Consider the following 22,908-nt stretch of genomic DNA (forward strand, 5'->3'; position numbering starts at 1 on the left):
TGGCGAGTCCCCGATTCTGAGTCCACCCGGTTCTTGAGTCGGGGTGGTGTGATCCAGTTTCAGTTGATGTTGCAGTCCATCGGGGTGTGGGTGCAGCTGCAGACGGCAGCGTACTCGGCCGGGGTGCGGTAGCCCAGGGCCGAGTGGCGGTGCCGGTAGTTGTGTTCGTGCTTGAAGTCGCCGATGACCACGCGGGCTTCGAGCAGGGTGTTCCAGTGGTTGCGGTTGAGGCACTCCTTGCGTAGTCGGTTGTTGAACGATTCGATGTGTCCGTTGTTCCATGGCGCTCCTGGCGGGATATACGACATACCAGTCCGACCGTCACAGAACTGCTGCAGCGCTTGGGAAATGAACTCCGGACCGTTGTCCATCCGCAGCACCTTCGGCGGCCCACCCGCTGCGGCGAACACGTTGGCGAGATCGGCGACGAGTCGGTCGGCGGTGATCGACCGCTCAACGATGTGCAGCAGTGAGACGCGGGTGTGCTCGTCGATCATCGAGGCGATCTTGATGGCCTTGCCGTCGACGGTGGAATCGAACTGGAAGTCGATCGCCCACACCACGTTCGGGGCATCGGCCTCGATCGATGGGATCGACGACACCCCGGCCCGCTTGCGCGGACTGTGCACCCGCACCTGCAGCCCTTCCTCGCGCCACAGCCGGTGGATCTTCTTCAAATTGACCTCACGGCGCTCGTCGTAGCGCAACGCCGCCCAGGCACGGCGGAACCCATGGCATGGGTTCTTCGTCGCGTACGTGCGCAGCCAGGCCCGCATCTCGGCATCGGGATCGGCGGGGGTCTGCGACAACGGCAGGCGACGGCAGGTGGAGCGGGGCAGCCCAACGGCTTTGCACGCCAACCGTTCCGACATGCCCATCATGGAGGTGAGCATGCCGACGGCGCGGCGCTTGGCAGCTGGGCCTAAAATTTTCCCTTTGCGACCTCCCGCAAGGCGTCTTTGACCAGCTCGGCCTCGGCCAGTAATCGCTTCAGTCGGGCGTTCTGTTCGCGCAATTCCTTGAGTTCCTTGGCGGCATCGGTGTCCATCCCGCCGTAGGCGCGACGCCAGTTGTACAACGTCGCCGCAGACACCTCGAGTTCGGCTGCGATTTCCTCGCCGGTCTTGCCTTCGGCGGCCAGTTCGTCCGCACGGCGCAGTTTGCGCACGATGTCTTCTGCGGAGTTCCGCTTCCGACCAGCCATACGTTCATCGTCCCTTCTCGCCCACCATCGGGCTACAGGACTCTAGAACTTGCTGGACTCGTTCACCGGGAACACGCCAGTGCCTTTGAAATCCTGAATTACCCTGTTTAGACCTCGCAGCAAATAGCCTAAGGCGTGCCCGTTCCGTGCCGCACGCGCACCACGGGGCACAGGTTAGGGCACAGATCGCGAATGAGGCCGCCGCAGACGATGTTCGCAGGTCAGTGGGGAGCAAAGGGGACGACTCTTAATGACATGGGCACGCCCCAATAAATCAATCTGTGCCCGACGTATCCGCAGGTCAACATACATAAACGCTGCGTTGGGCACAGGGGCACAGATCATTCCGGGTTCGCGCCTCTATATGGTCCTGTGGGCACCGTTTGCGCAGGTCACGCCTAGCGGTGCGTACTGTGGGGCGCTCATATGCAAAAAGCTGTGCCCGTGTGCCCGGTTAGGGGATAGCAAACAGCTGTGCTGGGGCAGGCGGCATCCGATTGTCGACGACCCAGCAAACAAGTCAATCTGTTCTGAATCCGTGCTGAATGCCGTGTGTTCAGAACAGATTGGAGCACAGATTGCGCCTCGGGCCGTAGCGGCGACTAACCGCAGGTCAACCACCGTAAATCTAGTGATCTCGCTGTCTGTGCAGAACAGGTTCAGAACAGATTGCTTAATGCACTTCCACGGCTATCGGTGCAGTTCAAGGGGTGAAGAGACTGATGTCAGAACGGGTAGCACACGTTTTCGGGGGTTGGCGCCTCTATGCGCCAATCGAGGTGTGTTTCCGCTGGTCGACTCTCGCGGACTGTGCGGCATGAAGCTCATATGCAAAAAGGCGTGCTACCTGTTCTGATCGCTCAACAGCAAACAGGTGCTCGACGCGAGACGTCCGAGTAAGCACAAAATCTGCTGCCCTGGCTGTGGCCGCGGCGGCTGACAACTGAATAGTGAAGGGAAACAACGCAAATGCTCATTCCAACAAGTGTGTCGCGAGCGGTGGCCGGAACATGACCGAATCGCCCAGCAATGTCGATTTCTCCAGCCACAAACCCGCGACCAGCGACGACACTACGGCCGGCCAACTTCTGCAGCAAGCGGCGCCCGCGTTGGTGGTGCGCCTCCCTGGCGTCACCGAGCACCTGATCGAGCGTTGCGACCGCGATCGTGCACGCTGGCTCGGCCACCATTTCAATCGCCCCGCGACTACCAGTGAGCGAGCGTTCCTGGCCGCCAGCGGCGCGTTGGCTGATCCATCAGCATCACCGCGACTGCAGACCCGCGTTGACGTTCGTGGGGGCGTACGGCGCCGTACGTGGCCGATGCTGGCCGGTATTCTGTGAGCGCCGAATTGTGGCGGCCGATAGACGGATTCGCCGGGTTCTACGAAGTATCGACCCGCGGTCGGGTCCGCGCCGTTGCCCGCGTCGTCACCGACGCGCTCGGCCGTCGCCGCCGACTGCCCGGTCGGCTTCTCAAGCTCGCCGACACTCGCGGCCGGTCGCCGCACTGCACCCTGTCGCGGCCGGGACGACGGCAGACCTACTACCCGCGGTCCGCGATCAGCCACACCTACATGAAATCGGAGAAATAGCCCAATGGACGAGACCACAACCGGACCGGTCGACACCGACACCGACACAACGATTCCCGCGGCTGAGACGCCCACACAGACGTCAGAAATCGACAACCAAGGCGAGCCCTCCGACGCCGACGAAACACCCGACGCTGACGAAGCCAGCGACGTGTTCCCGCGGTCGGTGGTCGAGAAGCTGCGCCGTGAATCGGCGGGGCTGCGGGACCGCGTCAAGACTGCCGAAGATCGCCTCTCAGCCATGCAACGACAGGCAATCGGCAGGCAGATCACTGCCGCCGGAATGCGACCCGAAGCGGTGTTTGCCGTCGCCCAGCTCGACGACCTCCTCGCCGACGACGGAACAGTCGACACCACGAAGGTCTCCAGTGCGATGGCAGCCGCACGGGAAACCCTCGGCATCGACCGTCGCCGCCACGCCCGCCCCGGCATGGGGGAGCTGAACCCCGGCCATGGTGTGCGGGATCGGAAACGGGCGCCGGGATTTGAAGCGGCATTCGGCCCACGACAGGAGTAAACCCGGCAGGGCGTCCCGACTGTCCGGATTCATTCGGGACGCCACCCGGCCGATTTGAGCCAGAGCGCCGATAGGCTGCACGGTGTTGCCCGCCTGGCGCGGACAGCATTTCGATCGCAGGCCCGGCGCCCGCAATCAACCACTCCCGTTGATTAGCGCGCGCACACGCCTGCCCGCGCCAAAACCCCTGAAAGGCAATAACTCCTGATGACTACCATCACCACCAACCTGACCGCTGGCGCACACCGGCCCGACGTCTACACCTACGCCCCCGCCGACGCTGTACCCGACGCCGCGATCCTGCTGGCGTCCACCGTCTCCGGAGAGGTCGACGGCGACGCCCCCGCTGTGCGCGTCGCCTACGTCAACGACGATGAGGCGCAGTTCACTGCCGAAGGTGCCGAAATCCCCGAAGGCGAACCGCAACTCGCGGAGGTGCTCGTTCACACCGCGAAGATCACGCAGCTTGTCCGCCTGTCGAGCGAGCAGTGGGGCCAGGGGCAGACCGCTACCCAGCTCTCGCAATCCGTCGCCCGTGCCGTGACCCGCCGTGCTGATCTGGCATTCCTCGCCGAGCCCGCCCCGACCGCCCCGGCGGTGGCACCCGTCGCAGGGCTCGCCCACACCATCAACCTGGTCGACGGCGGCGCCATCGACGGCAACCTCGACGCCCTGATCGACCTGGTGGCGCGGTTGGAGGAGAACCTTGCCAACCCGTCGCACATCATCGTCAGCCCGACGACGTGGGCGGCACTGCGGCGGCTGAAGGTTGGCGGCCAGGGCGTCAACGAGAGCCTGCTGGGTGCGGGCACCAACGACGCGCAGCCCATGCTGCTTTCGCTGCCGGTGCTCCGCAACCGAGCCGTGCCCGCCGGGACCGGCTTTGTTGTCGACAAGTCCGCGATCGTGTCGGCCGTCGGCACGGTCCGTGTCGCCAACAGCGAGCATGAGTACTTCTCGTCCGACTCGGTGGCGTTGCGGGCCACGTGGCGTATCGGGCATGCCGTCGTGCGGCCCGAGCGGATCGGCAAGTTCACCATCGCCAGCTAGACCTTCTGGTGGTGTGGCTGTCGTGCCTTCCTTGTGAAATGTCGGGTGAAGCGCCGCCGGTCGTATGCGGAAATGCTGCAGCCACACCACCACTCCGAGAGCGCCCCGCGCTGCGCGTCGTTTTGCGACCTCCGCGCAGCGCGGGGCAGCTCTACCCGCCAATGGGGTGGGGGTGTACCCCGCCGACCCCGTCGCCGCACCTCGATGGCATAGGCGGGTTTCTCTCCCCGGCAATTTCAGAATTTGGCCCTTGAAAGGGGTTGTTGTGAGCACACCACGAGGATTGAAGGCCGGTGGCCGACGGCTCTGGTACTCTGTGACAAGCGATTTCGATCTTGACGAGTCTGCGTCTGCGGTGCTTGCCCAGGCGTGTTACACGGTCGATGAACTGGCCGATTTGCGGGCCAAACTCGCCGAAATTGAGCCTGTATTCGAGTCCAGCCAAGGGCCACGGATGCACCCGCTGTTCGCTGAGGTCCGCGCGCGCAGGTTGCTGCTCGCCAAGCTGATTCGCGATGTCGGCCTACCCAAGGAGCTGCCCGACGAGCCCGACGACGACGGCGAGGACAGCAGCGATGCCGGTTAGCCCGAAGAACCGCCCACGCAGGAAAGCTGCGGCGCCCAAGCCACCGCCGGATGAGGTTTGGTGCGGCGAGTTCCAAGACCACGACTGTTCCGGCCTCGACTGCCTGCGGCGGCCCAATGCGCGGGACATCGGCTACGCCGGACGAAAATCGGTTACTTTGGCGACACGCTTGTAAGTCCTTGGACTAGCCAGTCGGGTTGCGGCTCAATGAAGTCCCAGAATTCGTCGTAAAACGTGCTGTCGCCGCGGATCTGCCCCACGAGATACACAAGGGTTGAGCACCACGCCCAGGGCGTGTTCAGGTGGATGGATCGATCGTCCTGCTTTCCACGAGCGAGAGGCGGCGTCTCGAGTTCGATACCGACGCGGTTCCATATTCGCCCGTGGTGCGAACAGACATTCCGCAACACCGTGATGGAACGGAAGACTTTGCGTGAGTATTTAGCTTTCAGGCCGAGGCCCTCCGCCAGCGGTTTGAACACCCCGTCCGTATCGGCTACGAGTCCGTACATCCTGGAGCTGGTTCCAAGCGACATCACTTCGACGGCTGCCCAAACGGGCATCTGTTCGCCGCGTCGGGCGTGGTGCCTGGCGAACCGCTCCTCTGAACGGTTGATGTCGTCCAGGATGTCTCTCAGAAGCCTGTCGCGGGTTGTGCCGTTTGGATTTTCATAGGTCTGCTCGCTGAGGTACCCGTTGGGTCCGGATGATTTTGCCATCAGATAGGCGAGCCGTGACCTGAACACAACCTCGAACTCCGCGAGCCCAGACCGCAGCAAGGCGGCAAGGCGCTGGTCAAACTCGTATACGTCCCGAATTTTGGCGAAGTCGGTGCCGTGCTCGAACTTATTCTTTCCCGCCTCCGGATTCTGCTGGAAGTATCTGAAGTACCCGCTCAAGCGGTAGTAGTTGTGGTCTTCTAGGAGCCGCCGCATATCCGTTACGTCTGACTCACCCACCACCAGACCGTTAGTACGGAGCTTCTCAATCTGCTGGTCTATGGAGTAGAAGGGCTTCACCGGCAGAGATGATAGTAAAACACCCGCCGAAGTAAGGAAGCTTTCGCTCTAGCCTTGGCGGGCATCGTTGCGGCAAGTCTAGCGCCGTACGCCCTGGTATTCAAGCCCGGCAGCAATGCCGGTAGAAGAGTAGTGGCCCGGCCCCTGCTCGACGCGATGGCCGGCCGCTCACTGGGGCTCAATCCCCACGGTGCAGCCAGCCTATCGAGTTCGTCGGCCGCGGTAGGCAGCGTGGCCGCCAGAGTCGGGCAACGTAGGACTCGTGGGCACGGACACCCCAGCGCCTGCGTCACCACGATGGGCTTGGCTCCGCTTAAGGGCTGATCTGTCCCCATCCGGGCGTACCGTCTCGATCTATGAACCTAAGCATGGACTACTACGCCGAGTCTGCCTCGCCGTTTGTATTCTCGTCGCCGCCGAGGACTTTCCCTGACGGCGACGTGCTGCCCGCGGTCATCCGTATCTACCCCTTCGGTGAAGGCGATCGCGGCGACCACGAAACGGGTCGCGCGACCATGTCTTGGGCACTCTCCATAGATGAGGCCGCCGAGCTGGCTACCGCGCTAATGGAGTGCGTCGCCGCCGCGAAGCGAGGGGAGTACAGCAGCTATGGAGAGGTATTGCGGGAAGCCGCCGAGAGGAGCGAGGTAGAAGATGCTCGGGCGGTTCTCCGGCAGGCTGGCGAACTCGACTAGGTAGTTAGGGGAAGGGTGAAGTTCAAACGGCGCAACTCGGAGGCGCTGGGAGATCTGGTGTGTGGGAATCTCGGTTCAGACGACCCGGGCTTCGCTGAGGAGCCCCGCTATTTCCCCTACCGGTCCAGCTACTGGCTCACGGGATTTTTCCATGAGATGGGCACCGAGCACGAGCACGATGGTTCTACTCGCAATCGGTGGGTGGCAGACGTCATCGACGAAATGCTCGACGAGCCGCACGAGGGTCCATCACATCCCCCCGAGAGTTTCTGCCGCCTGATTGATCACCTGATGAGCCCGGCGGATGCATTGAACGAGGGTCCGGACCGGCCCAAGGCGATGGAACAGCTGAACAAGGTCCTCACCCGGGAGGGATTCGAAGCCTTCTACGGCGAGGACGGCCACTGCCATCTGCGACACATCGGGACCAATACGGTCACCGCGTTGCCCCCCAACCCGCATCGGCCGCTGTCTGCAGCGGAGGTCAAACGCCGCGAACAACTTGAGGCCTACCTCGACCGGTGTAGTGAAGATGAGCTGATCGAGGACGTGCTGTTGCCGTTGTTCCGCCAGCTTGGTTTTCACCGGATCACGGCGGCCGGTCACAAAGATAAGGCGCTTGAGTACGGCAAGGACATCTGGATGCGGTACACGCTGCCGACCCAGCATCGCATCTATTTCGGCATCCAGGCCAAAAAGGGGAAGCTCGATTCGTCAGGCGTGACCAAGCAGGGAAACGCCAACGTCGCCGAGATCTACAACCAAGCTCTGATGATGTTGGCTCACGAAATCTTCGACCCCGAGATCAACAGGCGGGTGCTTGTTGATCACGCGTTCATTGTCGCAGGTGGTGAGATCACTAAGCAGGCACGCAACTGGATCGGCAATGCGCTCGACGACTCCAAGCGGAGCCAAATCATGTTTATCGACCGGTCGGACATCCTCAATCTCTTTGTCGTGACCAATCTCCCGTTGCCTACGTCAGCATTGCCGCCGCCTGACCCCGACCCCTGGGATGTCGACCCGCCGTTCTAGGAAACGCGTTGGCAGGAGTGCCACGCCGGTAGCGACGAAGGGCCGCCCCGCACTCGGTAGCGGTGGCGGCCCTTCGCGCTCGGGGCTCCTATCCCGTTGTGGCGGTCAGCCGGTCAAGGTCGTCAGCGAGGTGGTTCAGCTGGGTGATCAGGTCGCGCGTTTCGGACGCGCTCAGATAGATGTCTCCGTTGATCGAGAGGTGGCTGCAGATTGTGCCGTTGCCGTATTGGTGGCCGCCGCTCTGAATCACGAGATCACCGCCCTCGGTCTTGACGGTGCGGCTCGCGCGAAGGAACGACCGGGCATCGCCGTCGTCGAGCGTCCAGTCGCCAATCACGGAGGCTCCTGCGGGGTAATCGGGTGGTGTCGTTGTCATGCCGCAGAACCTATGCCCTGCGACTGGACAGGTCAACGGCAGAAATCGACGAAAAGTGTTGATACATCAACACTTTGGGAGTTGAAGTTGTTGACATATCAACATGCCGATCGGTTGAGGCGCAACAATATTCGCGCGCCGGGCCGTGGGGCGGCTCAGTGGTGCCCGTGCTAAACGCACACCTTTCGTCCGTTCCGGCCGGGCGTGTCGCGTCGGCCAAGTTCACCCCCCGCAGCTAACGCATCGGGGCGTCGACAGGTATGTGGATGCCATCCACACCCCGCGGGTTGTCCTGCGAATTCTCGCGTCAGCCTCGCGTCGCTTCGAGTACCCTTTCGCATCATTTCTGCAGGTCAGCGTGTAAAAAGTATCGCGGTTCAATTCCCGGCAGCTCCACCTGTGAAGGCCCAGTTCAGGACGATACGTTCTTAACTGGGCCTTCCTTGCGTCAACACTGCGTCGATATTTCGGGCAAGAATGACGACTTGTCACTGGAGTGCGTACGCCGTCTTGTACCGTCTCGGCGGCGAGCAGACATCTACGAGTTTCGAGGACTTGAACACCGCAGAGAAGTTCAGGGGATTCGTCGACCAAGTCCGCCCAGTAATCCCTAGCGTCCATTCGCTCCGATCGGCCCTGTCCACGATGACTGTCGCCGAGTGGGCCAAGCAAGTACACCGACCATCGGACTGGGCTGGCGAAGCGAACGCTGGCGGACTGTCGCTCGTATGTGAAGAATGACATTGCTAGTACCCTTGGCCCGATCCCGCCGACGGCACTGACGCGGGATGCCGTCGCGAAGTCGACCCTGGGGATGCAGCCGGCGGAGTCGCTGGAGACCGCCACGTTGCCCGCGTCGTTGATGAGGTCGATCGTGGTGTGGTCGTCGCGATTCTGTGCGCATCTGTCCGGTGATGTCGACCCCGCCACCTGCGTAACGGGTACTCAACTATCGCGGACGTGAGCGGACTTCTCGCCAAAGCGCAAGGCGCTCTTGGTTAACCAATTGGTGTTGACGTACCCAGGCCTGGGCGGCCATCTGGGTAGCGTCCCACGGTGAGCCCAGTGGCGGGGTGTAGGAGAGGTCAAGCTCGCTGAGAGCGTCGACGGTCATGTAATGGAACAGAGCGGTGGCGTAGGTGTCGACGCGTTTGGCTACTTCGGCGCTGCGGTGGCCGATGAGTTGTGCGCCGAGTAGCAGGCCGGTGGTGTCGTCGCCGGTGATGCGGATGTGGATCGAGGTTGCCCCGGGGTAGTAGGCCTTGTGGTCGTCGGGGGTGGACGAGGTGCTTACCGGTTGCCAGCCGCGCTGTGCTGCCAGTGCTTCGTGTTCGCGTAGTCCAGTGCGGGCGGCAACGAGGTCGAAGACTTTTACGACTTGGGTACCGAGGCTGCCGGCGAAGCGCGCGCGGCCACCTATGGCGTTCTCGCCCGCAACACGGCCCTGTTTGTGCGCGGTGGTGCCTAGCGGCAGCCAGGTGAGGCCGACCATTCGGTGGTGGGTGTGCACGCAGTCTCCGGCGGCGAACACGTCGGTCAGGGTAGTCCGCATGGTGTCGTCGACGGCGATAGCGCCTTTGACGCCGAGTTCGGCGCCGGCGTGGGTGGCCAGTTCGGTGTCGGGTCGTACACCGACCACGACGAGGACGAAATCAACTGTGCGGGTTAATGGTTGTCCGTCGTGCTGAGCGGCGACGGTCAGGGCGCCGTCGTCGGTGCGGCTGATGGCGGTGACGGCGGTGTTGGTGAGGACTTCGACGCCGTGCCGTTCGAGTTCGGTGTGGACCAAGGCGCCGAGTTCCGGGTCGACAGTCGGCAACACCTCGGGCAGGGCTTCGATCTGGGTGACGGCGATGCCGCGCGTCGTCAGTGCCTCCGCCATCTCCAGGCCGATGTAGCCCGCCCCGATGATGACCGCGGTGGTCGGATTGCGTTGCTGCAGTGAGTCCATGACGGCGAAGGTGTCGCCCATAGAGTGCAGCAGATGCACACCCTCGGCGGGGCCGAGCGCGCCAGGTCCGCTGAGTCCGGTAATGGGTGGGCGGGCACTGACTGCGCCGGTACCCACGATCAGGGCGTCGTAGGCCAGCTGGTCGGGGCTGCCGTCCGGGCCAAGCACGTCGAGTGTGTGGGCGTCGACGTTGATGCGGGTGGCTCGGGTGTCTGTCAGTACGTGCATGCCGGTTGCGGCCAGATCGGCGGCCGTGCGGTGGGCGAGGTCGGTCCAGTGGGTGACCTCGCCGGAGACGTAGTAGGGGATGCCGCAGATGGAGAAGTTGGGGTAGGCGTCGGCGACCACGACAGTGACCTCGGTTGCGGGGTCGAGTTCGCGGATACGCAGTGCTGCGCTGATGCCGGCGTCGCTGCCGCCGACCGCGATGATATGGCGGGATGCCATAAGGGGGCTCCTCGGAGGGCGTTGGGATTGGATTTAGGTATCGCCGCCGCGGCGGCCGCCGTAGGCGCCACCATGGCTGGCGATCACGCTGAGCAGGCACAGACGTATGGGATCCGACACTGTTTTCAGCAACGCGGACAGCTCGACTGCGGCCGGAACGCTGAGCGGCTCCCGGACTCGGGGCGCGATCTCGCGGCAACCGACTTCGGACGACTTCGACACCTATCGATATTGACAGTCCTCGAATCAATGCACAAGCGAACAAATCGTGAACGATCCCAACCCTCCGGGAAGCCGCCGAACGCAATAGCGGCTGCGGATTCCCGGGGTGGGCACCCAGGATTATCGACAGCTGGCTTATGTTGTCGCAGCGGCGTTCTCGTCGGCTGGCCTCATCGGGCGGCGCGCCGCTCTGCTGGCCGACACCGAACGTGTCCGAATCGGCCAGCTTGGTGTAGACCTCCCAGCGTGAGGTGATTGAGGCGGTTCGGCGATCGCGAAGTTGGCGTAGCCCGGCTTGACCTTGGCCGGCGCGGTGTGGAAGAGCTTGGAGTAGAAGGCGATTGCTTCGTCGACGCCATCGAAGATTTGGCCGCCGCGATCGGGGTTGGCGAATCGACCGCCAGCCACCAACTCACCCAGTTGCGCAATGCCGGATTGGTCGAACCCGACTTCACCCAGGCCCTGCACAACAGCGGGGGTGATGGCATTGACCCGGGGGCGCTGCCGTCCGAGCGGACTTCGATAGCGTCACCGGCGCAGGGCCGAGAGCAATCCGGTGGCCCTCTGTGAACGTCCGGCGTTGTGCATGCAGACGAACAACACGAATGGTTTCACGCTTATCGGCAGGTCGCCTTCAAGGCTCCGGGTGCGGCGGCAGGAGGGGTGGTGTCAAGGGCCAAGACCGCGGACAACTGGGCCATGGCGGCCGGTATCACCCAGTAGTGCACCCACGTGCCGCGTCGTTCGCACTCCAGCAGGCCCGCCTCGCGCAGCGTTTTGAGGTGATGGGAGACGGTCGGTTGGGACAGTTCGAAGAACGGGGAGATCTCGCACACGCAACACTCGCCGCCCTCGTGGCTGGCGGCAGGCCTGGACAAACACAAGGCCACCTACGCCGACGCCGTGGCCGCCCTAGCCGATCCGGACCGCACTCGCCTGGTCCTGGTGGCCCGCCCGACACGGTCGGCATTGCGTGAAATCGACCGCACCCACCACGAATTGGCCGCCCTGGGAATGAACCGCCAGTACGTCGTCGTCAACGCGGTCATGCCCCCTCCGCAGGGCGAGAACGACCCCTTGGCTGCCGCGATCAGCCGGCGCGAACAGTCCGCGCTAGCGGACATATCGGACGCGCTGAGCGGACTGCCCCAAGACCGCATCAACCTCAAGCCCGCCAATATGGTCGGCCTCGACGCAGTCCAAACCCTGTTCGACACCAAATCAGTCGCCGACGAGGAGATGGTCTCACCCCAGAGCCTCGCCTCGGTAGTTGATGCCCCGCTGCGCGACCTGGTCGACGACATCGAGCGCAGCGGAAACGGACTCGCGATGTGCACGGGCAAAGGCGGGGTGGGCAAAGCCACCGTCGCCGCGGCCACCGCCGTCGCCCTGGCCGAACGCGGCCACGACGTTCACCTCACCACCACAGACCCCGCGGCCCACCTGGTCGAGGCCCGGCAAGGCAGCATCGAGCACCTACAGGTCTCCCGTATCGATCCCGCCGAGGCGAGCGACGCCTACCGCGAACGCGTCATGACGACCAAAGGCGCCCACCTCGACGAGGCCGGCCGCGCCACCCTGACCGAAGACCTGCGCTCACCCTGCGCCGAGGAAGTCGCCGCCTTCCAAGCGTTTTCTGAGTTCATCCACGAGTCCCGCAGCAAGTTCGTCGTCCTCGACACCGCGCCCACCGGACATACCCTGCTGCTGCTCGACGCCACCGGCTCCTACCACCGCGAAATCGCGCGGCAGATGGGGGACAGCGGGCACTACACGACCCCGCTGATGCGCCTGCAAAACCCCGACCTCACCAAGGTTCTCCTCGTGACGTTGGCCGAAACGACGCCAGTGCTCGAAGCCGCCGGCCTTCGATACGACCTCGAACGCGCCGAAATCGAAACCGTCCGCCCCAAGTACGCGCCCCGCCACGCGGCCATCCCGATGTTGGCGAACGAACCCGTCGGAATCCCTGTTTTGGAAGCTCCTACCGCAGAGCAGAATTGACCGATGTGTTGCGGTCAGGACACGGCATTAGCTGCGCTGGCCACCTTCGCCTGAAAGTCCGGGGGCAACGCGAAGTAGCCGTGGTCCTCAAGATGTAGCTGGCCAGGACCCACGGCCGATTGGAGAAACGCCCGCACCGCCTGACCGGTGGACGAATCGCCGTATTTCGAGCACACCAGCTCATAGGTCGCCAGCACGATCGGGTACGCCCCGGGCGCGGTGGGTGTGTAGAACCGTGAGGTGTCGAGCACCAAGTCGTTGCCCTGCCCGATGATGGTTGCCGACGATATCGTCTTGCCCACGGTGTCGGCGGTGATCGGCACCGGGGCAGACCCTGCGGAGGTCACGATCTGAGCGCTGGCCAGGCGCTGGGCTTTGGCGAACGAATACTCGTTGTAGGTGACCGCACCCGGGGTGTCCCTCACCGCGGCGGACGTTCCCTCATTTCCTTTCGCCGGCTGCCCGACGCCACCGGTGAATGTCTTGCCGGCTCCCTTGCCCCATGCGCCACCAGAGGCGGCATCGAGGTAGCGCTGGAAGTTGTCGGTAGTACCCGAGTCATCACTGCGGTACACGACGAGGATGTCGGTCGACGGCAGTTGTGCTGACGGATTCAGCGCCTTGATAGCCGGATCATCCCAGCGGCTGATCACTCCGTTAAAGATCTTCGCGGCGGTCGAGCCATCCAGTACCAGCGTCGGTACGTCGCTGAGGTTGTAGGTGATGGCGATCGGCCCGAACACCACGGGAATGTTCCACGCCGGCGACCCGCATCGCTGTTGCGCTGCGTCGTATTCTCCGCGTTCCTGGCTCAATGCCGAGTCCGAGCCTCCGAAATCGGTCTTGTTGGATAGGAATTCGCTGACACCGGCTCCGGAGCCGATGGAAGTGTAGTTCACGGTGTGGCCTGGGCAGGCTGCCGTAAAGGCCTGCACGAAGACCGGGATCGCGTTGGCTTGAGCGGTGGAGCCGCTGGCGGTCAATGATTGCTTGCCACCACAATCGATGTGGGCAGCCATTGCGTAACTGGGCTGGGAATTGTCGCTCCCACACGCAGACAGCGACACCACGGCTGCTCCCATCAAGCACAGCGTCCAACGAAAGCCATTGCTTCTCAACATCGAAACGTCCACAGTCCATCCTTCACAGGTGAGCGCAACAGGGGTGGTTGAGGCCGCTAGGCGGCCAGGGAGTCGGTATTCAGCCGGCGCCCAACGCCGGAAGTAAGCGGTCAATGCGCTCGGACAGCCTGTTTAAGGCCCGATCAAAGGCGCCGGGATCGTCAGATCCGGCTGGATCGGGTATCGACCAATGAAGCCGACGTGTGTCGGCAACAAGCTCTTCATGGGCGTTGTCGCACACCGCAACCACAAGATCGCCGGGGCGAACGACATCGTCAATGTGTACGGGGGTGTGCGCCGCAATCGCCAGGCCACTGCGGTTGGCCGCCTTGATCGCGCCCGGATGCACCTTGGTGGCCGGGCGAGTCCCCGCCGATACCGCTGGCAGAGTGCTGCGTCGGTTCCAAATCGCCACCGCCAACGGACTGCGGGCGGAGTTGTGGCTGCACACGAAGAGCACGCGTTCTGCCTGCCAACTGGCCGTCGGCAGTGCAGCTTCCAGTGCCGCCGGAACCAGCTGCAAGTAGGTACGTCTGCGGTCGGCTTCGGAGCGGCTGCGCTGGACCACGCCCGCCTCTTCCAGGATCCGCAGATGGTGAGCGACCAAATTCGAGGGCATCGACAACAACTGCTGTAGTTCAGACGGTGATGCGTCGGCCAACAGGAGTCGATCAACGATCGACAGCCGTGCGGGGTCTCCCAGGGCGGCGTGCACTCGTGCTCGCCGCTCGGCATCGTATTCACCACCATGTGGAAATCGGTCAATCGTCATTGACTCAATGATCATGTAGTAATCGATTGCGGTCAAGTCCCGCGACGGATGAACTCGCTGACCGCGTCCGCCGCGAGGCTTTGGGGGCCCAATGCCGTCGTGCTGATGACGGCAGTGGCGCCGCGTGAAGATTGGCGATATCGACTGCCTCGGTCAGGCGGGAGACCTCAGTGGGTCTGGGTTGTCGCCGGGTATGCGTGCACCAGGGCGGAAGACAATTTCGGGACCGCGTGCGTCAGGGTGTGCTCGGCTTCATGGGCGATCCGGTGGGCATCGGTGAGGCTGGTGGCGGGGTCGATGTCGAGCTCGGCATCGGCATGGAGACGGTGACCGATCCAGCGCATCTTCACACTGCGCACTGCGGTGACACCGGGTTCGGCGGCTAGTGCAGCTTCCGCGGCATCGACGTAGGCAGGGTCCACGCCGTCCATGAGGCGGCGGAACACGTCGCGCACGGCGGTACGCAGGACGGCCAGAATCGCCACGGTGATGACCAGGCCGATGATGGGGTCGGCCAACGGGAAGCCGAGGGCAACGCCGCCGGCTCCTATGACCACGGCGAGCGAGGTGAATCCATCAGTGCGAGCGTGTAATCCGTCGGCGACCAGGGCCGCTGAGCCGATCTGGCGACCTATGCGGATGCGGTAGACGGCGACGAGTTCGTTGCCGATGAAGCCGACGACGCCGGCCGCAGCAACCCAGCCGACGTGGTCGATCGGGACTGGGTTCACAAGGCGGCGAACAGCTTCGACGCCCGCGATGATGGCGGACAGGGCGATCATCGCGATCACGAACAGTCCTGCGATGTCTTCGGCGCGTCCGAAACCGTAGGTGTAGCGACGGGTGGCGGCCTTGGTTCCGAGCGCGAACGCGATCCACAGCGGAACGGCGGTCAGGGCGTCGGAGAAGTTGTGGATGGTGTCGGCGAGCAAGGCGACCGACCCCGAGAACGCCACGATCACCACTTGTGCGATGGAGGTTGCGGCGAGGGCGACCAGGCTGATCTTCACGGCCCGGACACCGGCGGCGCTGGACTCCAAGGCGCCGTCGATGCTGTCCGAGGCGTCGTGGCTGTGCGGGGCGAACACTTCCCTGAGCGCGGCACCGACCTTTCCCCCGGGCCCGTCATGGGTGTGCCCGTGACCATGGTCGTGACTGTGTCCATCGCCGTGGTCGTGTCCGTGGTCCGGTGTCTTCGGGTGAGCCTCGTGGGTCATTGCAGGTGTTCTCTCTGACGGACCGGGCTCGGTGCGGGATCGTCGGTCTCGGAGTGCAGCGTCGCCAGCTCGGCGGCACCGCGGTGGTGACCGGGCACACCAGGGCCTGCGTGTTCGGCGTTGAACACCGCATCGGTGACCAGTTGTCCGATGTGGTCGTTATCCAGGCTGTAGAAGATGGTGGTGCCCTCGCGGCGAGTGCGGACAAGGCGCGCCATCCGCAGCTTGGCCAGGTGCTGAGACACCGACGGGGCAGGTTTGCCGATATGCGCGGCCAGGTCGTTGACCGACATCTCGCGGCTGACCAAGGCCCACAAGATCTGAACACGGGTGGCATCGGCGAGCATCCGGAACACTTCGACCACGAGATCCACCTGGTCGTCGGGAAGCCGTCGGCGGCAAGCAGAAGTATCTGCATTCATACGCAGATAGTACGGGACTAGCGCGGCCAACGGCCGGATCTGTGTGAATTGTCCCGCTTAACCACGCAGGCATACGTCGTGTCGGTGTCCGGGACCATCGGCTCTAGGAATGGTCAATCGGTCAGGGGCACAATCGAACTACTCGCGAAGCGGCGAGGATGGAGAGCGGTTCGATGACGGACATGCAGGCGTGCGCGGCCCACTGGGACGATCGGTACCGCACGGTGGGCGCGGAACGCGTCAGTTGGTTCGAACCCGAGCCACGCCAGTCGCTGGCTCTGCTGCAGCTGGTTCATGCGGGCCCATCGTCATCGGTGATCGACATCGGAGGAGGGGCCTCCCGCCTTGCCGGGTGCCTGGTCGAGCAGGGCTACCAGGATGTTTCGGTTCTCGACATCTCTGCGGAGGCGCTCGATGTTGCCAAGTCACGCCTTCCTCACCGAAGAGCGGGACCGCGCTGCCTACCGCTCACTGCTGCATCGGGCGATCGAGCCCGGCGGAGCAGCCATCATCGCAACCTTTGATGAAGCCGGACCGAGGTCGTGCTCTGGGCTCCCCGTGGTGCGCTACAGCCCCAAAGAACTCATCACGGAAATCGGGCAAGGCTTCACACCGATCGGTTCCGGTGGCTTCGAACACGTCACCCCAACCGGACTGACACAGCAATTCACTTGGGTTGCGCTTCGCGCGGCGTAGACCGTAGACCTGGAGGTGCTGTGCCGGCGGATGTCGGTGTCGGTCAAGTCCCCATGCCTATATCATCGCCATATGGCGATACCGGCGGTGTCGAACCTGACAGCGGCGGAGTTGGCCCCGGCGGCAGCTCTGTTCCGGTCGCTGGGCGACGTGACGCGCCTAGCAATTCTGCGTCGCCTCGCCTGCGGCCCGGCTCGCGTCACCGACCTGGTCGATGAGGTGGGCCTGGCTCAGTCCACGGTGTCTAAGCACCTGGCCTGTCTCAAGGATTGTGGTCTAGTCGAATCCGAGCCGCTTGGACGGGCGTCGCTGTTCCGACTCGTGCAACCCGCCATAGTGGATCTCCTTGCCGGTGCCGAGGTAGTGCTGACGGCTACCGGCCACGCGGTCGCGGGGTGCCCGAACTACGGTGCGAACCGCGGCCGGGCGGAGAAGTTGTAGTGGCCAACCGCGGCCAGGCAATGCCCCAGATACCCGAGGCCGACCGCCGTAAGTTATTGGCGCGCAGAATCCGATTGCTGGTGACCGCAACGATCACCTACAACATCGTCGAAGCTGCGGTCGCACTTTCTGCGGGCACCCGCGCGTCCTCGACTGCGCTGATCGGCTTCGGCCTGGACTCTGTTGTCGAGGTCGCCTCGGCGGCGGCGGTCGCCTGGCAGTTCTCCGGCCGTGACCATGAGGCGCGGGAGAAAACCGCACTGCGGATCATCGCCTTCTCCTTCTTCGGCCTGGCCCTGTATGTCAGTGTCGAATCGCTGCGCTCGCTGTTGGGCCTCGCCGAACCACGGCCATCCAGCATCGGCATTGCACTGGCCGCTGTCAGCCTCGTCGTCATGCCGGTGTTGTCATGGGCTCAACGGCGGACGGGACGTGAACTTGGTTCGCGCTCAGCGGTCGCGGACTCCAAGCAAACCTTGTTGTGCACGTACTTGTCGGCGGTGCTACTTGTCGGGCTGGTACTCAACAGCGTGTTCGGCTGGTCTTGGGCCGACCCCGTCGCCGCGCTGGTGATCGCTGCGGTCGCAATCCGAGAGGGACGCGAGGCGTGGAGAGGTGAGAACTGCTGTGCGCCGGTCATCCCCACCTTGACCGACGAAGACGGGTGCGGGTGCTGCGACTGCTGATCACACCTGTCGATGTTGAATGACCCATGCCGGTGCCGCCAGTTACGTTGCGTCCCATGGCGATCCGAGTGGCGGCGTGTAGGACAGGTCGAGGTCGCTGAGCTGGGCAACGTCCATGCGGTGAAACAGTGCAGTGGCGTAGGTGTCGACGCGCTTGGCGATTTCGGCGTGGCGGTGACCGACGAGTTGTGCGCCGAGTAGCTTGCCGCTGTTCTGATCCCCGGTGATGCGGATATGTACGGGCGTGGCGCCGGGGTAGTAGGCCTTGTGGTCGTCGGGTGTGGCGGTGGTACTGGCGGGTGTCCAGCCCGATGTAGCCGGCACCGATGATGACGGCACGGGCCGGATTGCGTTGGTGCGGCACGAGCAGCTTCTCCGAGAAGCATCTTTTGGAGGCGACAGTGTCGGGGGCCAACTCGGAAATGAGGTCTTCCGCACGGGCCTTGATCTGATCGCGGATCGGGCGCACTGCCTCCACCCCTTTGCTTGCCGGGTCTTCGAGCGCCCAACCGCGGTAGCTCTTTCCGGGGTAGAAGGGGCAGGCGCCACCGCATCCCATCGTGATTACAACGGCGGAGGCCTGTACGGCGTCAGCGGTGAGGATCTTGGGATTTTGGGTGTAGATGTCGATACCCACTTCGGCCATGGCCTCTGTCGCTACGGGATCGACCGCGTCTGCTGGGGAGCTTCCCGCCGAGCGGACTTCGATAGCGTCACCGGTTGGCGCCGAGCGGAACCCGGCTGCCATCTGGGAGCCGCCGGCATTGTGGACGGCAGACGAACAACACGGGCGGTTTGGCGCTCATCGACAGGTCCTTTGACGGGATGTCACGGGGATGTCGGTGGCGTCGAGGGTCAGCACTGCCGACAACTGTTCCAGGGCAGACGGGATCACCCAGTAGTACACCCACGTTCCGCGACGTTCGCAGTCCAGCAGGCCCGCCTCACGCAGCGTCTTGAGGTGATGCGAGATCGTCGGCTGGGACACCTCGACACCGGGGGTGATGTCGCATACGCAGCATTCGCCGCCCTCGTGGCTGGCGACCATGCTCAAAATCCGCAGCCGTACCGGATCGCCCAGCGCTTTGAACATCCGCGCCAGCTCAGCGGCCCAGTCGGGGTTCAACGGCTGACCGGCCAGGGTTGGGCAGCATGGTTCACCCTGCGTAGACGGGGCTATCGGCATGCGTCTATATTGATGATGATCAAATCAACCGTCAAGGGATCGCCACGTGTCCAAGCCCGCCGTGATGTTCGTGTGCGTGAAGAACGCGGGCAAGTCCCAGATGGCGGCCGCCTTGATGCGCCGGCTCGCGGGTGACCGCATCGACGTCTACAGCGCAGGCACCAGCCCTGGCGATGCGCTCAACGACCTTTCGGTGCAAGCACTTGCAGAGGTCGGCGCCGGGGTCGGCAGCGAGCACCCCAAACCGATCGATCCGCAGCTGATGGGGCACGTCGATGTGGTCGTGACGCTGGGGCGTGAGGCACATGTCGACGCCGGCGCCACCCCGGTGCAGAACTGGGACACCGACGAACCCTCCACGCGCGGCATCGACGGCATCGAGCGCATGCGTCTGGTCCGTGACGATATCGCCGCCCGCGTCCAAACGCTGGCTGCCCAAATGCTCACCGACACCGAAAACCACTGACTCACAGAGGAGAAGTACCGTCATGCCCACGATCGCCGTTTTCGAACCCGCCCTGTGTTGCAACACTGGCGTCTGCGGTGAGGATGTCGACCAGAACCTGGTCACCTTCACCGCCGACATGGCCTGGCTGCTCGCACAGGGCGCGGCTATCACCCGCCATAACCTGGCCAATGACCCGCTGTCCTTTGCCCGCGATGAGGCCGTCAAAAGCTTCCTCGAGATCGCGGGCTCGGCAGGCCTTCCACTGGTGTCGGTCGACGGTGTCACCGTCGTGACGGGCCGCTATCCGACCCGCGTCGAACTCGCCCGCTGGGCCGGCCTGGAATCCCCGTCAGCCGTACCGGTCGGCGCGATCAACCTCGGCCTGTCCGAGAGCAGCGGATCATGCTGCGGGGACTCTGGCTGCTGTTGACCCACACTGCGCAACCGAAACTCCCACTCCGACTGGAGAGCTGTCCGCTATGACATCGCGCGATCTAACCTTCCTCACCGATCCACCGCGATTCCTGTTCTTCACCGGTAAGGGCGGCGTCGGTAAGACGTCGATCGCCTGTGCAGCAGCTTTGGCGCTTGTCGGCGCCGGCGCGCGGGTACTGCTGGTATCCACCGACCCGGCCTCCAATGTGGGGCAGGTCTTCGGGGTCAGCATCGGCAACACCATCACCCCGATCGTCGCTGTGCCCGGACTGTCTGCCCTGGAGATAGACCCCGAGGCCGCCGCCGCGGATTACCGCGAACGCATCGTCGGTCCGGTCCGTGGGCTGCTGCCCGAAGCCGAGATCGCCTCCATCACCGAACAACTCTCTGGCTCCTGTACTACCGAGGTCGCTTCCTTCGACGAGTTCACGGCATTGCTCACCGACACCGAGGGCGTCGTCGCCAGCTTCGATCACGTCCTGTTCGACACCGCACCCACCGGGCACACGATCAGGTTGTTGCAACTGCCGGGGAACTGGACGGAGTTCCTCGAAGCCGGCAAGGGGGATGCTTCGTGTCTGGGCCCTCTCGCTGGCTTGGACAAGCAGAGGAGCACCTACGCGGCCGCAGTCGCCGCACTGGCTGATCCTGACCGCACCCGCCTGGTGCTGGTGACCCGGCCGACGGGCTCGGCGCTGCGCGAGATCGACCGCACCCATGCCGAATTGGCCGCACTGGGGATGAACCGCCAGTACGTCGTCGTCAACGCCGTCATGCCAAGGCCGCCCGACGACACCGACCCACTGGCGACCGCGGTGTATCGACGCGAGCAAGCCGCACTCACCGATATGCCCCCCGCGCTGCGCACCCTGCCAACTGACTACGTCGAGCTCAAAGCCGACAACATGGTCGGCCTGCCAGCCCTGCGCACCCTGTTCGACACCGCCCCGGTCGCCGAGCCCGCCCCCGCTGTGCCGCATGCTGTGGCAGTGGCCCCGCTACGCGAGCTGGTCGACGACATCGAGCGTGGCGGAAAGGGACTGGTGATGTGCATGGGCAAAGGCGGGGTCGGCAAGACCACCGTCGCCGCCGCCATCGCGGTCGCGTTGGCCGACCGTGGCCACGACGTCCACCTGTCCACCACAGATCCTGCCGCCCACCTGGCCGACACACTGCATGGTGCCGTCGAGCACCTACGTGTCTCTCGGATCGATCCCGCCGACGCCAGCCGCACCTACCGTGAGCGGGTCATGACCACCAAAGGCGCCCACCTCGACGAGGCGGGCCGCGCCACCCTCGCAGAGGACCTCCGCTCGCCCTGCACCGAGGAAGTCGCTGTCTTCCAAGCCTTCTCGAAAGTCATCCAGGAATCCCGCAGCACGTTCGTCGTCCTAGACACCGCGCCCACCGGACACACCCTGCTCCTGCTCGATGCCACCGGCTCCTATCATCGCGACATTGCACGCCAGATGGGCGACAGCGGGCACTACACCACCCCGCTCATGCGGCTCCAGGACCCGCAACTGACCAAAGTCATCCTCATCACCCTGGCGGAAAGGACTCCCGTGCTTGAAGCTGCCGACCTTCAACACGACCTCGAACGCGCGGGCATCCGCCCCTGGGCGTGGGTGATCAACAACTCCGTGGCCGCCGCCGCGCCGACCAGCCCACTGCTGCGCCGGCGGGCGACCGCCGAACTCGACGAAATCGACGCCGTCCGAAACAAATACGCCGCCCGGTACGCTGTCGTCCCACTCATGGCCGACGAGCCGGTCGGCATCCCCGCGCTGGAAGCTCTTACCGCACCGAACTTCTGAGTCAGTGCCCGCTCAAGAGACGGCCTTGGCTGCTGCGGCCACTTCCGCCTGAAGATTTTGGGGCAGTGGGAAGTAGCCGTGGTCCTAATGCCGCCACGACGATCGGGGTAAGCCCCCCGGGTCGGTACGTAGGGCTTGGAGGTTCTAGCACCAGGTCGTTGCCTTGGCCAATTACGGTGCCGGCTGCGCTCGCGCTGCGAAGTTGGAACCCGACTGTTATGCACTGATGCTCGTGCGCGTCAGGATTGGTATGTCAGGGTCAAGCCGTGAAGGCAAAGGAAGCGACGAAGCCTGATCGTCGATTGTCTGCTCGGTGTGCGGCGGTCGCTTCCCTTGGCGCGGCGGTGATTCACTTCGCGGTCGCTCCGATGCATTGGCGTGATTGGTTGGTCTCGGGCGTATTCTTTGCCGGCGTTGCGGTGTTCCAACTGCTCTGGGCGTTGCTCGTCTGGTCGAGGCCGGGGACTGGTGTGCTCGCTGCCGGGTTCGTGGCGAATGCCGGGGCGGCCGCGCTGTGGGTCGTGTCGCGGACGGTGGGTGTCCCGTTCGGGCCTCACGGGGGCCAGCCTGAGGCGGTGGACGGCGCCGGGATCGCGGTTCTGTTGCTTCAGTGTTATGTCGTTATGGGTGCTGGGTGGGCGTTGCTCACGCGCTACCGTGCCGAAGATGTTGGCGGTTTCGGCAGGGCGCTTGTGTTGGTCGGCGCGAACGCTGTGATGGTTGGTGCGGTGGCGGTGGGATTGGCTTCGGGTCTTCAGGGTCACCATCACGGCGACGTGGCCGAGGCGGAGGGAGAACACTCGGCTGCCCATGAAGCGCATGCGGAGGGCCATCACCACGATGCGGATCACACGGATTCCGTTGCTCCGCCGAAACCCGCGGTGCCCAACCCTGCTACCTCGCCGGTGCCCGCCGACTCAGGACGTCCGGTGACCGATATGGGACTCCACACCGACGATGGTCACCA

25 protein-coding genes and 5 pseudogenes are annotated in these 22,908 nt (G+C 64.1%); 15 read left to right on the top strand and 15 right to left on the bottom strand.

Annotated elements, in window-relative coordinates:
• Positions 1–59: 59 nt before the first annotated feature.
• Positions 60–1,204 (bottom strand): IS3 family transposase gene (locus ACXDF8_RS26320; protein WP_457221679.1). Its coding sequence is split into 2 segments (ribosomal slippage): positions 60–937 and positions 937–1,204, totalling 1,146 coding nucleotides; the frame shifts between segments, so codons are not numbered across the junction.
• Positions 1,205–2,154: 950 nt separating this feature from the next.
• Between ACXDF8_RS26320 and ACXDF8_RS26325 the strand changes: the two genes are divergently transcribed.
• The 5 genes from ACXDF8_RS26325 to ACXDF8_RS26345 all read left to right on the top strand — a co-directional run bounded on the left by ACXDF8_RS26325 (position 2,155) and on the right by ACXDF8_RS26345 (position 4,951).
• The gene (locus ACXDF8_RS26325; protein WP_457226191.1) at positions 2,155–2,547 is read left to right on the top strand and encodes a hypothetical protein; all 393 of its coding nucleotides are present in this window, start codon (positions 2,155–2,157) and stop codon (positions 2,545–2,547) included.
• Entirely contained in the window at positions 2,544–2,798 is a 255-nt protein-coding gene (locus ACXDF8_RS26330) for an NUMOD4 domain-containing protein (RefSeq protein WP_457226192.1), read from the top strand. Before ACXDF8_RS26325 ends, ACXDF8_RS26330 begins: the two co-directional genes overlap by 4 nt.
• A 4-nt stretch (positions 2,799–2,802) precedes the next feature.
• Entirely contained in the window at positions 2,803–3,315 is a 513-nt protein-coding gene (locus tag ACXDF8_RS26335) for a hypothetical protein (protein WP_457226193.1), read from the top strand.
• A 207-nt stretch (positions 3,316–3,522) separates the two neighbouring features.
• Complete coding sequence (locus tag ACXDF8_RS26340; RefSeq protein ID WP_457226194.1) at positions 3,523–4,365, top strand: phage major capsid protein; 843 nt, start codon at positions 3,523–3,525, stop codon at positions 4,363–4,365.
• Between the two features lie 454 nt (positions 4,366–4,819).
• Positions 4,820–4,951: a hypothetical protein gene (locus ACXDF8_RS26345; protein ID WP_457226195.1), complete on the top strand. Its 132-nt coding sequence runs from the start codon at positions 4,820–4,822 to the stop codon at positions 4,949–4,951.
• A 152-nt stretch (positions 4,952–5,103) separates the two neighbouring features.
• On the opposite strand, the gene ACXDF8_RS26350 is transcribed toward ACXDF8_RS26345, so the two are convergent.
• Positions 5,104–5,970, bottom strand: a complete 867-nt coding sequence (locus ACXDF8_RS26350; RefSeq protein ID WP_457226196.1) for an Abi family protein — start codon at positions 5,968–5,970, stop codon at positions 5,104–5,106.
• Between the two features lie 368 nt (positions 5,971–6,338).
• On the opposite strand from ACXDF8_RS26350, the gene ACXDF8_RS26355 reads away from it, so the two are divergent.
• Positions 6,339–6,665 carry a hypothetical protein gene (locus ACXDF8_RS26355; RefSeq protein WP_457226197.1) on the top strand — a complete coding sequence of 109 codons (327 nt, stop codon included), beginning with the start codon at positions 6,339–6,341 and terminating at the stop codon, positions 6,663–6,665.
• 15 nt (positions 6,666–6,680) lie between these two features.
• A complete protein-coding gene (locus tag ACXDF8_RS26360) occupies positions 6,681–7,700 on the top strand; it encodes a hypothetical protein (protein ID WP_457226198.1) in 1,020 nt (339 codons plus the stop codon).
• An 88-nt stretch (positions 7,701–7,788) separates the two neighbouring features.
• Here the strand turns inward: ACXDF8_RS26360 and ACXDF8_RS26365 are convergent, their stop codons facing one another.
• From ACXDF8_RS26365 to ACXDF8_RS26390, 6 genes and pseudogenes are all read right to left on the bottom strand, one after another.
• Positions 7,789–8,076, bottom strand: coding sequence for a hypothetical protein (locus tag ACXDF8_RS26365; protein WP_457226199.1), 288 nt, complete (start codon positions 8,074–8,076; stop codon positions 7,789–7,791).
• A gap of 949 nt (positions 8,077–9,025) precedes the next feature.
• On the bottom strand, positions 9,026–10,474 hold the full coding sequence (locus ACXDF8_RS26370; protein ID WP_457226200.1) for an FAD-dependent oxidoreductase: 1,449 nt from the start codon (positions 10,472–10,474) through the stop codon (positions 9,026–9,028).
• A gap of 33 nt (positions 10,475–10,507) precedes the next feature.
• Entirely contained in the window at positions 10,508–10,696 is a 189-nt protein-coding gene (locus ACXDF8_RS26375; protein ID WP_457226201.1) for a hypothetical protein, read from the bottom strand.
• Positions 10,697–10,954: 258 nt separating this feature from the next.
• A pseudogene (locus ACXDF8_RS26380) lies at positions 10,955–11,062 on the bottom strand (glyoxalase/bleomycin resistance/dioxygenase family protein); the annotation flags it as partial.
• Between the two features lie 66 nt (positions 11,063–11,128).
• Positions 11,129–11,317 (bottom strand): annotated as a pseudogene (locus ACXDF8_RS26385) (arsenate reductase/protein-tyrosine-phosphatase family protein); the annotation flags it as partial.
• Positions 11,314–11,586: an ArsR/SmtB family transcription factor gene (locus ACXDF8_RS26390; protein ID WP_457226202.1), complete on the bottom strand. Its 273-nt coding sequence runs from the start codon at positions 11,584–11,586 to the stop codon at positions 11,314–11,316. The gene ACXDF8_RS26390 and the pseudogene ACXDF8_RS26385, both read right to left, overlap by 4 nt.
• On the opposite strand from ACXDF8_RS26390, the pseudogene ACXDF8_RS26395 reads away from it, so the two are divergent.
• Positions 11,561–12,700: pseudogene (locus tag ACXDF8_RS26395) on the top strand (ArsA-related P-loop ATPase); the annotation flags it as partial. The gene ACXDF8_RS26390 and the pseudogene ACXDF8_RS26395 sit on opposite strands and share 26 nt — an antisense overlap.
• Positions 12,701–12,714: 14 nt before the next feature.
• Here ACXDF8_RS26395 and pstS read toward each other — a convergent pair.
• The 4 genes from pstS to ACXDF8_RS26415 form a co-directional block, all read right to left on the bottom strand.
• Positions 12,715–13,818 carry a phosphate ABC transporter substrate-binding protein PstS gene (gene pstS / locus ACXDF8_RS26400; RefSeq protein ID WP_457226212.1) on the bottom strand — a complete coding sequence of 368 codons (1,104 nt, stop codon included), beginning with the start codon at positions 13,816–13,818 and terminating at the stop codon, positions 12,715–12,717.
• A gap of 82 nt (positions 13,819–13,900) precedes the next feature.
• Positions 13,901–14,629 (bottom strand): arsenate reductase/protein-tyrosine-phosphatase family protein, encoded by a 729-nt coding sequence (locus ACXDF8_RS26405; protein WP_457226203.1) that lies wholly within the window; start codon positions 14,627–14,629, stop codon positions 13,901–13,903.
• Between the two features lie 131 nt (positions 14,630–14,760).
• Positions 14,761–15,810 carry a cation diffusion facilitator family transporter gene (locus ACXDF8_RS26410; protein WP_457226204.1) on the bottom strand — a complete coding sequence of 350 codons (1,050 nt, stop codon included), beginning with the start codon at positions 15,808–15,810 and terminating at the stop codon, positions 14,761–14,763.
• Positions 15,807–16,232 (bottom strand): ArsR/SmtB family transcription factor, encoded by a 426-nt coding sequence (locus ACXDF8_RS26415; RefSeq protein ID WP_457226205.1) that lies wholly within the window; start codon positions 16,230–16,232, stop codon positions 15,807–15,809. Before ACXDF8_RS26415 ends, ACXDF8_RS26410 begins: the two co-directional genes overlap by 4 nt.
• A 414-nt stretch (positions 16,233–16,646) precedes the next feature.
• On the opposite strand from ACXDF8_RS26415, the gene ACXDF8_RS26420 reads away from it, so the two are divergent.
• The 3 genes from ACXDF8_RS26420 (at position 16,647) to ACXDF8_RS26430 (ending at position 18,055) form a co-directional block, all read left to right on the top strand.
• Positions 16,647–16,928 carry a hypothetical protein gene (locus ACXDF8_RS26420; protein ID WP_457226206.1) on the top strand — a complete coding sequence of 94 codons (282 nt, stop codon included), beginning with the start codon at positions 16,647–16,649 and terminating at the stop codon, positions 16,926–16,928.
• 72 nt (positions 16,929–17,000) lie between these two features.
• Positions 17,001–17,369 carry an ArsR/SmtB family transcription factor gene (locus ACXDF8_RS26425; protein WP_457226207.1) on the top strand — a complete coding sequence of 123 codons (369 nt, stop codon included), beginning with the start codon at positions 17,001–17,003 and terminating at the stop codon, positions 17,367–17,369.
• Positions 17,370–17,389: 20 nt separating this feature from the next.
• Positions 17,390–18,055 (top strand): cation efflux transmembrane domain-containing protein, encoded by a 666-nt coding sequence (locus tag ACXDF8_RS26430; protein WP_457226213.1) that lies wholly within the window; start codon positions 17,390–17,392, stop codon positions 18,053–18,055.
• Between the two features lie 42 nt (positions 18,056–18,097).
• Here the strand turns inward: ACXDF8_RS26430 and ACXDF8_RS26435 are convergent.
• From ACXDF8_RS26435 to ACXDF8_RS26445, 3 genes and pseudogenes are all read right to left on the bottom strand, one after another.
• Positions 18,098–18,382 (bottom strand): annotated as a pseudogene (locus tag ACXDF8_RS26435) (CoA-disulfide reductase); the annotation flags it as partial.
• 64 nt (positions 18,383–18,446) lie between these two features.
• Positions 18,447–18,861: pseudogene (locus ACXDF8_RS26440) on the bottom strand (arsenate reductase ArsC); the annotation flags it as partial.
• The gene (locus tag ACXDF8_RS26445) at positions 18,858–19,241 is read right to left on the bottom strand and encodes an ArsR/SmtB family transcription factor (RefSeq protein WP_457226208.1); all 384 of its coding nucleotides are present in this window, start codon (positions 19,239–19,241) and stop codon (positions 18,858–18,860) included. The gene ACXDF8_RS26445 and the pseudogene ACXDF8_RS26440, both read right to left, overlap by 4 nt.
• 64 nt (positions 19,242–19,305) lie before the next feature.
• On the opposite strand from ACXDF8_RS26445, the gene ACXDF8_RS26450 reads away from it, so the two are divergent.
• The 4 genes from ACXDF8_RS26450 to ACXDF8_RS26465 form a co-directional block, all read left to right on the top strand.
• Entirely contained in the window at positions 19,306–19,707 is a 402-nt protein-coding gene (locus ACXDF8_RS26450; RefSeq protein ID WP_457226214.1) for an arsenate-mycothiol transferase ArsC, read from the top strand.
• Positions 19,708–19,729: 22 nt separating this feature from the next.
• Entirely contained in the window at positions 19,730–20,119 is a 390-nt protein-coding gene (gene arsD, locus ACXDF8_RS26455; RefSeq protein WP_457226209.1) for an arsenite efflux transporter metallochaperone ArsD, read from the top strand.
• A 49-nt stretch (positions 20,120–20,168) separates the two neighbouring features.
• On the top strand, positions 20,169–21,941 hold the full coding sequence (gene arsA / locus ACXDF8_RS26460; RefSeq protein ID WP_457226210.1) for an arsenical pump-driving ATPase: 1,773 nt from the start codon (positions 20,169–20,171) through the stop codon (positions 21,939–21,941).
• A gap of 266 nt (positions 21,942–22,207) precedes the next feature.
• Positions 22,208–22,908: hypothetical protein (locus ACXDF8_RS26465; RefSeq protein ID WP_457226211.1), on the top strand; the 701-nt coding region annotated here is incomplete at its 3' end.

Source organism: Mycolicibacterium sp. CBM1 (genome assembly GCF_054073305.1).

Bases quoted from the DNA above. Each gene is read 5' to 3' on its own strand.
- ACXDF8_RS26425 (WP_457226207.1), top strand. From the start codon at position 17,001: ATGGCGATACCGGCGGTGTCGAACCTGACAGCGGCGGAGTTGGCCCCG.
- ACXDF8_RS26445 (WP_457226208.1), bottom strand. From the start codon at position 19,241: ATGCCGATAGCCCCGTCTACGCAGGGTGAACCATGCTGCCCAACCCTG.
- ACXDF8_RS26345 (WP_457226195.1), top strand. From the start codon at position 4,820: ATGCACCCGCTGTTCGCTGAGGTCCGCGCGCGCAGGTTGCTGCTCGCC.
- ACXDF8_RS26370 (WP_457226200.1), bottom strand. From the start codon at position 10,474: ATGGCATCCCGCCATATCATCGCGGTCGGCGGCAGCGACGCCGGCATC.
- ACXDF8_RS26415 (WP_457226205.1), bottom strand. From the start codon at position 16,232: ATGAATGCAGATACTTCTGCTTGCCGCCGACGGCTTCCCGACGACCAG.
- ACXDF8_RS26410 (WP_457226204.1), bottom strand. From the start codon at position 15,810: ATGACCCACGAGGCTCACCCGAAGACACCGGACCACGGACACGACCAC.
- ACXDF8_RS26365 (WP_457226199.1), bottom strand. From the start codon at position 8,076: ATGACAACGACACCACCCGATTACCCCGCAGGAGCCTCCGTGATTGGC.
- ACXDF8_RS26355 (WP_457226197.1), top strand. From the start codon at position 6,339: ATGGACTACTACGCCGAGTCTGCCTCGCCGTTTGTATTCTCGTCGCCG.
- ACXDF8_RS26450 (WP_457226214.1), top strand. From the start codon at position 19,306: ATGTTCGTGTGCGTGAAGAACGCGGGCAAGTCCCAGATGGCGGCCGCC.
- ACXDF8_RS26430 (WP_457226213.1), top strand. From the start codon at position 17,390: ATGCCCCAGATACCCGAGGCCGACCGCCGTAAGTTATTGGCGCGCAGA.
- arsA (WP_457226210.1), top strand. From the start codon at position 20,169: ATGACATCGCGCGATCTAACCTTCCTCACCGATCCACCGCGATTCCTG.
- ACXDF8_RS26340 (WP_457226194.1), top strand. From the start codon at position 3,523: ATGACTACCATCACCACCAACCTGACCGCTGGCGCACACCGGCCCGAC.
- ACXDF8_RS26335 (WP_457226193.1), top strand. From the start codon at position 2,803: ATGGACGAGACCACAACCGGACCGGTCGACACCGACACCGACACAACG.
- arsD (WP_457226209.1), top strand. From the start codon at position 19,730: ATGCCCACGATCGCCGTTTTCGAACCCGCCCTGTGTTGCAACACTGGC.
- ACXDF8_RS26420 (WP_457226206.1), top strand. From the start codon at position 16,647: ATGTTGCCAAGTCACGCCTTCCTCACCGAAGAGCGGGACCGCGCTGCC.